This window comes from Stenotrophomonas sp. NLF4-10 (genome assembly GCF_022359915.1).
GTDB lineage: Bacteria > Pseudomonadota > Gammaproteobacteria > Xanthomonadales > Xanthomonadaceae > Stenotrophomonas > Stenotrophomonas daejeonensis.
Window position 1 is genome coordinate 883,299 of record NZ_JAKSEE010000003.1, and the last position, 11,702, is coordinate 895,000.

10 protein-coding genes (1 of these 10 only partly in view) are annotated in these 11,702 nt (G+C 69.0%); 5 read left to right on the forward strand and 5 right to left on the reverse strand.

The window, feature by feature from the left end:
* Positions 1-39 precede the first annotated feature (39 nt).
* From MIC98_RS04245 to MIC98_RS04255, 3 genes are read left to right on the forward strand one after another with little or no spacing between them, the layout of a single operon-like run.
* Complete coding sequence (locus tag MIC98_RS04245; protein ID WP_239735905.1) at positions 40-666, forward strand: DUF4194 domain-containing protein; 627 nt, start codon at positions 40-42, stop codon at positions 664-666.
* Positions 653-4,084 carry an SbcC/MukB-like Walker B domain-containing protein gene (locus MIC98_RS04250; RefSeq protein ID WP_239735908.1) on the forward strand — a complete coding sequence of 1,144 codons (3,432 nt, stop codon included), beginning with the start codon at positions 653-655 and terminating at the stop codon, positions 4,082-4,084. Before MIC98_RS04245 ends, MIC98_RS04250 begins: the two co-directional genes overlap by 14 nt.
* On the forward strand, positions 4,081-5,409 hold the full coding sequence (locus tag MIC98_RS04255; protein ID WP_239735910.1) for a Wadjet anti-phage system protein JetD domain-containing protein: 1,329 nt from the start codon (positions 4,081-4,083) through the stop codon (positions 5,407-5,409). The genes MIC98_RS04250 and MIC98_RS04255 overlap by 4 nt, the downstream gene beginning before the upstream one ends.
* A 38-nt stretch (positions 5,410-5,447) precedes the next feature.
* Here MIC98_RS04255 and gloA read toward each other — a convergent pair whose 3' ends face one another.
* From gloA to MIC98_RS04280, 5 genes are all read right to left on the reverse strand, one after another.
* Positions 5,448-5,966: a lactoylglutathione lyase gene (gloA, locus tag MIC98_RS04260; RefSeq protein WP_239735913.1), complete on the reverse strand. Its 519-nt coding sequence runs from the start codon at positions 5,964-5,966 to the stop codon at positions 5,448-5,450.
* Positions 5,967-6,091: 125 nt separating this feature from the next.
* Positions 6,092-6,598, reverse strand: a complete 507-nt coding sequence (locus MIC98_RS04265; RefSeq protein ID WP_239735915.1) for a DUF411 domain-containing protein — start codon at positions 6,596-6,598, stop codon at positions 6,092-6,094.
* A gap of 70 nt (positions 6,599-6,668) precedes the next feature.
* Positions 6,669-7,736 carry a copper resistance protein B gene (locus MIC98_RS04270; protein ID WP_239735917.1) on the reverse strand — a complete coding sequence of 356 codons (1,068 nt, stop codon included), beginning with the start codon at positions 7,734-7,736 and terminating at the stop codon, positions 6,669-6,671.
* On the reverse strand, positions 7,733-9,490 hold the full coding sequence (locus tag MIC98_RS04275) for a copper resistance system multicopper oxidase (RefSeq protein ID WP_239735919.1): 1,758 nt from the start codon (positions 9,488-9,490) through the stop codon (positions 7,733-7,735). Before MIC98_RS04275 ends, MIC98_RS04270 begins: the two co-directional genes overlap by 4 nt.
* A gap of 144 nt (positions 9,491-9,634) precedes the next feature.
* On the reverse strand, positions 9,635-9,973 hold the full coding sequence (locus MIC98_RS04280) for a CopL family metal-binding regulatory protein (RefSeq protein ID WP_239735921.1): 339 nt from the start codon (positions 9,971-9,973) through the stop codon (positions 9,635-9,637).
* A gap of 123 nt (positions 9,974-10,096) precedes the next feature.
* Between MIC98_RS04280 and MIC98_RS04285 the strand changes: the two genes are divergently transcribed.
* On the forward strand, positions 10,097-11,218 hold the full coding sequence (locus tag MIC98_RS04285) for a PLP-dependent cysteine synthase family protein (RefSeq protein WP_057640995.1): 1,122 nt from the start codon (positions 10,097-10,099) through the stop codon (positions 11,216-11,218).
* A 19-nt stretch (positions 11,219-11,237) separates the two neighbouring features.
* Positions 11,238-11,702 carry the beginning of a M3 family metallopeptidase gene (locus MIC98_RS04290; protein ID WP_239735923.1) on the forward strand. It continues 1,563 nt past the right edge of the window, so only the first 465 of its 2,028 coding nucleotides appear in the window; its start codon is at positions 11,238-11,240; its stop codon lies beyond the right edge, outside the window.

The window sequence follows — 11,702 nt, forward strand, 5'->3', positions numbered from 1 at the left end:
TACCGACTCCCCATTCCCTATTCCCGAATCCCGGCCTTCATGAAACGCAGCTGGAACACCCTCAGCCAGATGTCCAACGGCACCTACACGGTGCAGGACTTCGAGCGCGCCGCCTATCGCCTTGCCACCGAGCAGGTGCTGTACGCCGCCGACGCGCGCTCGCGCGTGGCCTACCACCTGGTCGAAGACCACCTCGCCGATTTCACCGCCGCGCTGGAGCCGCTGGGCATCCGCGTGGAGCGCAACGCGCACTACCGCTACGTGGTCGCGCTGCCGGCGCATGGCGAAGGTGCGCCGGTAACGCTGGACGAAACGCTGGCGCTGTTGGTGATGCGCCAACGCTACGACGAAGCGATGCGCCAGAGCCTGATCGAAGACCACGGTGAAGTGGTGATCGAGCTGCCCGAGTTGCAGGAAAGCTGGCAGGCGCTGACCAGCCGCGCGATGCCCGACGTCGGCACGCTGCGCACGCTGGCGCGCACCCTGAAACGCTGGGGCGTGTGCCGGCTGGTGGAGTCGGAAAGCGACGACCCGCAGCCGTTCCACCTGCGGGTGCGCCCAGCCATCGTCGAGATCGTCGGCGAGCAGTGGCTGCAACGGCTGGACCAGCACAACCGCGACGAGGATGGCGAGATGGACGTGGAGGACGACGATGCAGCAGCTTGAATGCGTCCATCTGGTCCAGTTCTTCCTGTTCGAGGCGCAGAGCCTGCGGCTGGACCGCACCAGCGCCATCATCGCGCCTAACGGCGCGGGCAAGAGTGCGCTGCTGGACGCACTGCAGATCGTGCTGCTCGGCGGCGACCGCAGCCGCATCCGCTTCAACGCGCAGGCCGGCGGCAGCCACCGCGCGCGCACCATCCGCGACTACTGCCTCGGCGTGTTCCGCACCGGCGAGGAGGGCCGCAAGCGCCGCACCGCCACCACCTACATCTCGCTGGTGTTCCGCGACACCGAGACTGGCACGCCGCTGACCGCCGGCATCGCGCTGGGTGCATCAAGCGATGAACCCGAGCACCGCGTGCACGGCCTGTACCTGCTGCCGGGCGTGGCGCTGGAACTGGACGAACACGTCGAGCGCATCAACGGCAAGGAACTGCCGCTGGCGTGGAACACCTTCCGCGAGCACATCAGCCGCCGCTGCAAGGAAGTGGGCGAAACCCCGCAACTGCACCCCAACGCCGAGCGCTTCCTGCGCGACCTGCTGCTGCGCCTGCGCGCCGGCCCCTCAAGTAGCCCCGACCTCACCGCCTATCGCAAGGCCTTCCTCAACGCGCTGAACCTGCAGCGCGTCGAGGACGTGGACCTGTTCGTGCGCACGCTGGTGGCCGAGGACCGGCCTACCGACATCGCCCGCTTCCGCGCGCTGCTGGAGAGCTTCCGCCAGATCAAGGAGAAGATCGAGCAGGTCCGGCAACGCATCGACGCCGCCGAAGGCGTGGAGCGTCAGTACGAGAAGATCGCAGGGCAAGCCACCCGCGCCGCGTCCGCGCGCGCCTTGGCCGCCGAATACGCACGCGACATCTACAGCGAACAACTCGATCAGGCCGAAGGCGCGCTCGCCGATGCGGAAAACGTACTGGCCGACACCCGCCGCAACCTCGCAGACACCCGCGTCGAGCGCGACACGCTGCGCGAAGAACAAGCGCGCGCCAACGCCCGCCTGCAAGGCAGCGCCGGCTACGGCGAACAGGCGCAACTGGACGAACTGGCAGGCCGCGACCGCGACCGCCTCGCGCAGTTGAAGAAAGACTTGCTGCGCGAAGTCGGCTTCATCCGCGACCAATACCGCCAACTCGACGCGCTGGCGCTCGACGGCATCGACGCCGAAACACTGGCCGCCACGCGCGCAGATTGGGACGGCTGGCACGCCGAACTGTCGGCGCTCGCCGCCGAAGATGCGTTGCCGTGGACGCCGGAAGACCTGTTCGCGCGTGCGCGCCAAGCCCTGCGTGCCGCCGCACCGCTACGCGAATTGGTGGATCGCTACGCCCGCCAGTTGCACGCCGCCCACGACAAGGCGCGCGATGCGCTGGAAACCGCGCGGCAGAACCAGAAGCGTCTGGCGGCAGGCCAAGCCGAACTGCACCCGGATACGGTGCGGCTGATGAGCTACCTGCGCGACGCCGGCATCGACGCACGCCCGGTCTGCGATCTGGTGCGCGTCACCGACGCGACGTGGCAGCACGCCATCGAAGGCTATCTGCGCAGCAACGTCGAGGCACTGCTGATCCCCGACAAAGACGAGGAGCGGGCGGTCAAGCTGTATCGCGGCCTGTCCGGCGGGCGCTCGGTGTATGGCGTCAAGCTGGCGCTGTCGAGTCAGGCGCGCAACTCGCGTGGTGGCGAAGAACCCGCCGCTGGCAGCGTCGCTGCGTTGCTGGAAGGCGTAAACGACGACGCGCTGGCCTTCCTGCGCCGCCAACTTGGCGAACTGCGCTGCGTTGAAACCGAAGCCGAGTTGGTGCGTAGCCGCCAAGGCCTGACCCGCGACGGCCTGCTCTCGCGCGGCGGCAGCATCGAACGCCTGCGCCTGCCCGCCGCCGGCGATCTGCGCATCGGCGCGTCCGACAACCGCGCACGCCTGCGCGTGCTGCACGAGGAAATCGAAAAAGCCGAGCGCACGGTGCGCGAGATCGAACCGCAACTGCGCCGCGCCGACGATTGCCAGCGCGGCTTGGCGCGCTTGGCCGATGCCGACGCGGTGGCGCAATCGCTGCACGAGCGTGTGCTGGAACACCGGCAGGTGGGCGAGCGCTACCGCAGCGCGCAGGAAAGCCGCCGCGCCTCGCTCGACCCGGATCTGCTGCGCCTGTCCGAACAGGTGCGCGAACTGAACCTGCAACTGGCCGACTGCGAAAAGCGCGCCGATGCGCTGGTCGGGCAGGAAGCGGTGGCCGCCTCCAACCTCGAACGCACGCGTGGCCTGCTCGACGGCCTGCGCCAGCAGGAAGAACTGGTCGCGCGCCGCGCGGTGGAAGCCTTCGCCGACCCGGATGTCGATCCCAACCGGGTCGAACGCCAGCGCGAGGAACTGGACGAGAAATATCCCTCGCTGGAAGAGCGCGCGCGCCGCTGCGAGGAACGCGCCAAGGACAGCGATGCGCAGTTGGCTCGGCTGCTGCCCGAGGCATGGAGTGGGCTGGCGCAGTACGCACGCGACCACGCCATCGAACTCGACTTCGACGCCAGCGCATGGCGGCCCGCGCGCAGCCTGCTGCAACGCGAACTGACCCAACTGCGCGACACCGAGCTGGTGCAGTACGAAGAAGAAGCGCGGCAAGCCTATGCCACCGCGGTGGATACCTTCCGCACCGGCGTGGCCTCGACGCTGTACGACAACTTCACCCGGCTCAAGACCCAGATCAACACGCTCAACCGCACCCTGCGCGCCAGTCCGGCGTTCTCCAACAACGAGCGCTACCAGTTCCATTACGACGTGCTGCCGGAGTTCCGCGAGCTGCACCGCTTCATCCAGCGCGCCGCCGACATCGGCGGCGAGGACACGCTGTTCGAAAGCGCCGGGCAGGTGCCCGAGGCGTTCCGCGCGCTGGTCGAGGACAAGGCAGCCGCGCACGTCGCCAATTCGCCGCTGGACGACTACCGCCGCTTCTTCCGCTTCGAGGTGCAGATCCGGCAGGAAGACCGTGTGATCGGCAGCCTGAGCGAGCGCATGCGCTCCGGCTCCGGCGGCGAGCACCGCGCGCCGCTGTACGTGATCGCCGGCGCCGCGCTGGCCGCGGCCTACGGCAAGAGCGAGGCGCAACCGGGTGGGCTGGGGCTGATTTTGCTCGACGAATTCGGCGACAAGATCGACGCGCAGAACGCGCGCGCCATCACCGGCTACCTGCGCTCGCTGGGCCTGCAACTGGTGCTGGCCGCGCCGGACACCGCGCAGGGCACCCTGTCCGGCGTGCTGGACAGCTACATCGAACTGTTCCGCGACGGCGACCTGTTGCAGGCCGAGCGCATCGAAGTCACCGAAGCGGCGCGCGCGCTGCTGCTGTCCGACCAGTTCGACCTGCACCCGGAACTGCTGGCGGCCGAAACCGAGCGCATCGAACGCGAGCATGCGGCGACGTGAACGGGCCGGCGCAGCCGGAAGACGACACGCCCGCAAGGCGCGTGCTCGAACGCCTGCTGCGCCGTGCGGAGAGGGCAATGCTGGCCGGCGACGCGCAACCGGCCACGCTGCCGATGGACGGCAAGCGCGATGGCGCCGAATACCGCGCATTGCGTGGCGTCGCCGATTTCGATGCTTTCCACGCCCGCATCGCGCTGGCCGAGCGCGCCGGCGCGATCACCGCCACACGCGACCGCCACCGCGACGATGGCGAACACCTGCTGCGCCTGACCGTGCGTGACGTGGCGGCGTTGGCACGTGACCTGCGCATCGAACTGCTGGGCGAACGCGTGGTGCGCGCCGAAGCCCTGCTGGCGCAATGGAGCGCACCGTACCCTTGCAGGAGCGACGTGAGTCGCGACCAGGCCTTCCCGAAAACGCCCGGTCGCGACTCACGGCGCTCCTGCGGAAATTCCGACGAGACGAATGCCCCGCAGCGTTTCTCCGTCATCACCGAAGTGCTGGCCGCTTGGCGCGCCGGCCGCAAGGTGCGCGGCCACGGCCCTGAGGCCGCCACCGACCTCGCCGATGCTGCCCGCGCCACGGATACCCTGCTGGCCGACGCGCGCGGCGAACGCATCCTGCGCAAGGCCAGCATCGCCCTGTTCAATGACAGCAAGCGGCTGGAAGCACTGACCGCGTGGCTCGACCTGCTGGTCACCGGCGAACTCGCGCCCAGCGGGTTGGAGGACGAGCAGGTCTGGTCGGCATTGGGCCTGCGCAGGGAACCGCAACCGCTGCTGCTGGCCGGGCAGGGTACGGTGGAGCTGGACGACGGCAGCCACCACGTCCTGCCGCGGCGCTGGCTGGGTTTCCCGGTGGATGCGGTGCGCGGCATCGCCACCGGAGCGCGTGCGCTGCTGAGCATCGAGAACCTCGCCAGCTTCCACGAGGCCGCCGCTCTGCGCGGCGACGCCCCGGTGCTGCTGCTCTATACCGGTGGCATGCCGTCGCCGACGTGGCGTGCGGCCTATGCGCGCTTGCTGGCCGGGCTGCCGGCCGATGCCGCGCTGTACCACTGGGGCGACATCGACCGTGGTGGCTTCCGCATCGCCGCCAAGCTGGCCGAGACGGCCGCGGCCGCGAACCGGCGCCTGCTGCCGTGGCTGATGTCGCCGGATGCGTTGCCGGCGGAGGTCATCGCCGGCTGCGAACCGCCCTCGCCAGCGGTATCGGGCACGATGTGCGACTGGGCGCGGCGCGCCGGCTGGGACGAGGTGGCCGCGGCCCTGCAACGCACCCCGTTGCTGCTGGAACAGGAACGCCTGCACCCACGCCTGCCGTAGGTGCCGGGCTTGCCCGGCACCGGCTTCCGCGGAGCCGCTCAGCGGTTGGAAATGATCTCCACCCAATACCCGTCCGGGTCCTTGATGAAGGCGATGTGCTTCATCCGCCCGTCCTGCAGGCGCTTCTGGAACGGCACGCCCAGTTCCTCGAAGCGTGTGCAGGCCGCTTCCAGTTCCGGCACCGACACGCAGATGTGGCCGAAGCCGCGCGGCTCGCCATTGCCGTCGTGGTAGACCGGGCCATCCTGCGTCTCGGTGCCGTGGTTGTGGGTCAGTTCCAGCACGCCGGGAATGCCGGCCATCCACAGGCGGCGCTGCGCGTCGTCCTCGGGGACCTGCGTGCCTTCGGGTACGCAGGCCAGGAAGTAGAGGCTGAATTCGGCCTCGGGGAAGTCGCGCTTGTCGATCAGGCGGAAGCCGAGCACGCGCGTGTAGAAATCCAGCGAGGCGGCGATGTCCTTCACCCGCAGCATGGTGTGGTTGAAGACGAAACCGGTGGTTTCGGCCGGCGGCTGCGCGGCCACGCCGGGCTGTTGGCGGAGGGCGTCGAGGTTCATGGAAGTGTTCCTTTCATGGGGGAAGGGAGAGCCATCGGGCCGCATCATTGTAGGGGTGACGCGAGTCGCGACCGGGCTTTTTCGACAATGCCTGGTCGCGGCTCACGTCGCTCCAGGTGCGCCGGTCAATGGTGCGAATACGCCTGCATCGTGCCGTTCTTGCCGAGCAGGTCCACCGTGAACGGCTGGCGGCGGCCGTCCGGCGACTCCATGCCCGGCGAACCGACCGGCATGCCCGGCAGCACGAGGCCGCGCGCGGCGGGCTGCTCGCGCAACAGGCGCAACACGTCCTGTGCCGGCACATGGCCTTCGATCACGTAACCGCCGACCTCGGCGGTATGGCAGGAGGCCTGCGCCAGCGGGATGCCCGATCGTTGCTTCACCGCCACCATGTCGTCGTTGTCGCGGGCAACCACGGTGAAGCCGGCCGCGCGCATGTGTTCGATCCAGCCGTTGCAGCAGCCGCAGTTCGCGTCCTTGTGGACGTGGACCACCGGCAGGGTGCCGGCGGCCCCGGCGGTGGTGTCCTGTGCCCGCGTTGCCGGCGATGGCGCGGCGCCACAGGCGGCGATGGAGAATACGGAGCCGACGGCCAGCAGCAGGGCGGCCAGCTTGCGAAGCGATGCGTTCATGTGAACCTCGGGAATGATGGAAAGGGCGGAAGGACAGCGTCGATGGCGGGAGCGGGTCCTTCGCGCATGTTCAGAACCAGAAGCGGACGCCGGCCACCCAGCGCGAATCGCGCGCGCCTTCGCCCGCGTCGCGGTGCAACGTGGCAGTGCGGCCGAAGCGGCGTTCGTGGACGAAGCCGACATAGGGCGCGAAGCGGCGGGTGATCTCGTAGCGCAGGCGCAGCCCGGCTTCGGCGTGGCCCAGCCCGCTGCCGACGCCGCGACGCGGATCGTCATCGGCGGCGATGCCGGCTTCCAGCGTCGGTTGCAGGACCAACCGGTTGCTCAGCAGCAAGGAGTATTCCGCCTCCACCGCCAGCTCCACCTTGCGTGGGCCGCCGAGCCAGGCGGTGGCCGCGACCTCGAACTTGTACGGCGCCAGTCCCTGCACGCCGATGGCGGCGCGGGTCAGGCCGGGGCCGTCGCCGCCATCATGGCGCAGGCCGGCCACCACGTCCCACCACGGTGAAACCGAATGGCCGTACAGCGCATCCAGCGACCAGCCGGTGAGATGGTCGTCGCCGCGCCGTCCTTCGCCGCGCAGCCACAGGCGGTCGATGTCGCCGCCGAACCAGCCCTTGGCATTCCATGACTGGCCGCTGCCGTGGGCGTTGTTCCACGCTTCCAGGTGGTCGAACAGCACCAGGCTGTTGAAGGTGGATGCATGTTCCATCGAATGCGGCTTCAGCACCGGGAATGCGGCGGCCATGTCGTCGGTGGTCAGGGCGGGAACAGGCTCGCGCGGTGTCTGCGTGGCGGCAGCATGTCGTCCCGCATGATCGTGCGCGTGGTTTGGCATCGCGTGGCCGGCATGTGCATCGCTGGCGTTCGCCGGCATTGCATGGCCGGCATGCGGATCGACAGCGGGAACAGCGGGTGGCAGATGCTCCGCGCGGGATGTGACAGGCCCCGTCATCTCATGGCCCACATGCGCATCGGCCGCATCGGCCTTCGGCGTGGTGCTGCGATGCGCGGCATGCGGGTTGGCGGCCGGCGTCGCGTCATGCGGGTGATGACCTGCGTGCGCAGCCTGCGCGCAGGCATTGCCGGCGGCCAGCGCCAGGGCGATGAACAGCAAGGAGCGTGGCATCGTCTTCATGGCTGCACCCTCACTTCGCGCATCATCCCATTCTCCATGTGGTACAGCAGGTGGCAATGGAACGCCCAGCGCCCGGCCGCGTCGGCGCGCACGCGGTAGCTGCGGCGCGTGCCCGGCGGCATGTCCACGGTGTGCTTGCGCACCTGGAACTGGCCGTCCGCGTTCTCCAGGTCGCTCCACATGCCATGCAGATGGATCGGGTGGCTCATCATCGTGTCGTTGACCAGCACGATGCGCAGGCGCTCGCCGTAGTTCAGCCGCAGCGGCTCGGCGCTGGCGAAAGGAGCGCCATCGAAGTTCCATGCGAACTTCTCCATGTGCCCGGTCAGGTGCAGTTCGATCTCGCGTCCCGGTTCGCGCCCGTCCGGGTCGTCGAACAGCGCGTGCAGGTCGGCATAGGCCAGCACCTTGCGGCCGTTGTCGCGCAGGCCGATGCCGGGGTCGTCCAGCCGTGGCGAGGTGGCCGAGGTCTGCATGTCCACCAGCGGGTTGCGGCGTTCGCCGGCCGGGTGTTTCGGCGCAGTGTCGCCGCCGTGGCCGGCATGGGCGTCATGCCCGCCATGCGTACCGTGCGACATGGGCATGGCATGGCCGCCGCCGTGGTCGTGGGCCATGTCGGCCATCGTCAGCAGCGGGCGCGGGTCCAGCGCCGGCACCGGCGCCTGCAGGCCGTGGCGCACCGCCAGCGTGCCGCAGGCGTGGCCGGTGCGGCCCATGTCCTGCGCGAAGAGGGTGAAGGCATCCTGCCCGCTCGGTTCGACGATCACGTCGAAGGTCTCGGCCACCGCGATGCGGAATTCATCGACCGTCACCGGATGGATGTACTGCCCGTCGGCGGCCACCACGGTCATCTTCAAACCGGGGATGCGCACGTCGAAATAGGTCATCGCCGAGCCGTTGATGAAGCGCAGCAGCACCTTCTCGCCGCTGCGGAACAGCCCGGTCCAGTTGCCGGCCGGCGCAGTGCCGTTCATCAGGTAGGTGTAGGTGTGGGCGTTGATGTCGGAGATGTCGCTGGGCGTCATCCGCATCCGCCCCCACATGCCGCGGTCGGCCAGCGTTTCGCGCAGGCCATCGCGCCGCGCGTCGCGCAGGAAATCACCGACCGTGCGCTGGTAGGTGTTGTCGTGCATCGGCATCTTCTTCATGCGCCGGTGCAGGGCGGCGGGGTCGAGGTCGGTCCAGTCCGAGAGCAGCACCACGTGCTCGCGGTCGTAGCGGTACGGCGGCGGCTCCAGCGGGTCGATCACCAGCGCGCCGTACAGCCCGGCCTGTTCCTGGAACAGCGAATGGGCGTGGTACCAGTAGGTGCCGGACTGGCGCAGCTGGAAGCGGTATTGGAACGTCTCGCCCGGCGCGATGCCATCGAAGCTCAAGCCCGGCACGCCATCCATGTTGGAAGGCAGCAGGATGCCGTGCCAATGGATCGAGGTCATTTCGTCGGTCAGCGTATTGGCCACGCGGATGGTGGCCATCTCGCCCTCGCGCCAGCGCAGGATCGGTGCCGGCAGCGAGCCGTTGACGGTGACGGCGCTACGCGCGCGGCCGGTGAAATCGACGGTGGAACGGCCGATGGACAGGTTCAGGTCATGGCCGTGCAGTTCGCTGGCGGCGGTCGCGCGCATGGGCGTGGCGAACGCATCGAAAGCGCGCCACAGGCCGCTGCCGGCCACCACGCCGCCCACGGCCAGGCCCTGCACGAAGCGCCGCCGCGACAGCAGCGAGCGCGGATCGGAAAGGAAATCGTTTGTCATGGGAACTCCGGTGCCGTCCCGGTGAAGGAACGAGCGCAGATCACGCAGGAGCGCACTTCAGTGCGCGATGAGGCCTTGCCGGGCATGCCCCATCGCGCACTGAAGTGCGCTCCTACGGGGTCACTGGCCGGCAATCACATCGGCTCAGGCGATGGGAGGTCGGTGCAACCGGTCCGGCGTCACGTCATGGCGCAGCAGGCGCAGCGCAGTGGGTTCCGGGGAACAGGGAAGGGCCGCCAGTTGCGTCACCACGGGCGCAGGCAGCAGGTTGCAGTGCTGCATGCAATCGCAATGCGAACCCTCGCCGCACACCTGCTTTGCCGGCTGCCCGTGGCCGCCTCCGTCGGCACAGCAGGCATGGTCCATGTCGTGCTGCGCGCTTGCCTGCGCCGGTGCCGCCATCGCCGTGGCCGTCCATGCCGCCCCGACCGTACCGGCGATCAGGGAAAGGCACAGCAGCAGGGGCAACAGGATGCGCGGCACGTGGGATGGGGCGGGAAGGCAAGGGCCGCACGATACCACCGCAAGCCGCGGGGTGACGTCATCGCCGGCGTGTCCGGGCCGCCCACAGTAGAATCGGCTTCAGTTTCCATGAAGTGGCGATCCATGTCCCAGCGTGCCTGGGTGGCGGCAGCCATCCGCAAGATCGAGGCCGATTTCAACCGTTCGGCCGACACCCACCTGATCCCGCTCGACCTGCCCGGCTTCCCCGGCATCGACGTCTACCTGAAGGACGAATCCAGCCACCCCACCGGCAGCCTCAAGCACCGGCTGGCGCGCTCTCTGTTCCTGTATGCGCTGGCCAACGGCTGGTTGCGCGAGGGCTGCCCGGTGATCGAGGCGTCCAGCGGCTCGACTGCGGTGTCCGAGGCCTACTTCGCGCGGCTGCTGGGGTTGCCGTTCATCGCGGTGATCCCGGCCAGCACCTCGCCGGAGAAGATCGCCGCCATCGAGTTCCACGGTGGCCGCTGCCACCTGGTCGAGCGCGCCTGCGACCTGAACCGCGAATCGGAGCGGCTGGCGCGCGAAACCGGCGGCCACTTCATGGACCAGTTCACCTACGCCGAGCGCGCCACCGACTGGCGCGCCAACAACAACATCGCCGAATCCATTTTCAAGCAGATGGCCGAGGAGCCGCACCCGGTGCCGGAATGGATCGTGTGCAGCCCCGGCACCGGCGGTACCGCCGCCACGCTGGGCCGCTACGTCAGCTACCGCCGCCACGACACCCTGATCCTGTGCGCCGACCCGGAAATCTCGGTGTTCTACGACGGTTATTGCGCGGCCCTGCGGGGAGAGGACTGGCGCGACATGGCCTGCGAAGGCGGCTCGCGCGTGGAAGGCATCGGCCGTCCGCGCGTGGAGCGCAGCTTCATTCCCACCTGCGTCGATGCGATGGTCAAGGTGCCCGACGCGCTCAGCTTGGCGGCGATGCGCCACGTCAGTGCCACCCTCGGTCGCCGCGTCGGCGGCTCCACCGGCACCAACTTCATCGGCGTGCTGCATGCCGCGCAGCTGATGCGCGATGCCGGCCGTGACGGTTCCATCGTCACCATCCTGTGCGACGCCGGCGAACGCTACGCGCACAGTTATTACGACCCGGCGTGGTACCAGCGGCAGGGCATCGACGTGGCCGCTGCCGATGCCGCCATCGCCGCCGCCGTCGCGGGGCAGGGCATGCCGGCGCTGCCTTGTGCGTGGCTGGAGCCGTCGCCATATCAGGCCTGACCCCCGCTTCCGGAACGCCATGAACGCCAATCCCCTGCTCGACTTCTCCGGCCTGCCGCGCTTCGACGCGATCCGCCCCGAACACGTCACCCCGGCCATCGATGTCCTGCTGGCCGAGGCCGAAGCCGCGGTGAAGACCGCCGAAACCGTGGCGCCGGTGGGCTGGGACAATTTCGTAACCCCGTTGGACGACGCCACCGAGCGGCTGTACCGCGCGTGGGGCCAGGTCGCGCACCTGCAAGCGGTGGTCAACACGCCCGAACTGCGCGAGGCCTACAACGCCAACCTGCCGAAGATCAGCCGCTTCGGCAGTGCCGTGGCGCAGAACCCGGCGCTGTACGCGCAATACAAGGCGCTGGCGGCCTCGCCCGAAGCGGCCGGCTTCGACGGGGCCCGTGCCAAAGCGCTGGACAATGCGCTGCGTGACTTCCGCCTTGGCGGCGCCGAGCTGGACGAAGCCGGCAAGGTCCGTTTCGCACAATTG